Genomic DNA, 583 nt, shown 5'->3' with positions numbered 1-583 from the left:
ACAAGTACCACGGGCAAACAAAATGAGTTTACGCCTGTCATAACGGTCAGCCAGTATGCCTCCCAGAATTAACCCAATAAACATACCGACCCCATCCAGTGCAACGACAATTCCCACCTGTAAGGTAGAACCTGTCAGAAACTGCATTTGGACAGGAACACCCACCGTCAGCATTCCTAATGCAAAGACAGATAACATACGGGCAATAAAGATAGCTCGGAAATGGGAATTATTTTTGAGCAAACTAAAATCCAAGAAAATTGATGACTTCGCCATAATGTTCCCTACGATGCGATAAGGTTAAACACAATAAAGTAAATTGCAGCAGTTTAATTACGGCCTTGCCTCAACAATTCTGGTTTCAACAAGCTATTTAGCAATGGACCCCACTGTTTCAATGCAGTAAGGGAAAGGATATCTGCATGTTCACAATCTTGCCGATAAACCCTTAAATGGCGGTTCCAAGGTGCCCATGTCTCTTCGACATCCAATTCAGGAGGTAACGTCCGTGTAGCCACAAATAACGTGGCTTCGCCATCATATCTCTGGTTAACGGCAGATAATAAACTGCGAACAGCGTCTT

2 protein-coding genes are annotated in these 583 nt (G+C 43.4%); both read right to left on the bottom strand.

Annotated features, from left to right (window positions below; translation table 11 throughout):
* Nucleotides 1–276: MFS transporter (locus tag PSI17_RS17255; RefSeq protein WP_273553119.1), on the bottom strand; the 276-nt coding region annotated here is incomplete at its 3' end.
* A 53-nt stretch (nt 277–329) separates the two neighbouring features.
* Nucleotides 330–583: hypothetical protein (locus tag PSI17_RS17250; RefSeq protein WP_273553118.1), on the bottom strand; the 254-nt coding region annotated here is incomplete at its 5' end.

This window comes from Xenorhabdus sp. IM139775 (assembly GCF_028598745.1).
Taxonomy (GTDB): domain Bacteria; phylum Pseudomonadota; class Gammaproteobacteria; order Enterobacterales; family Enterobacteriaceae; genus Xenorhabdus.
This window is presented reverse-complemented; position numbering and strand designations above follow the sequence as displayed.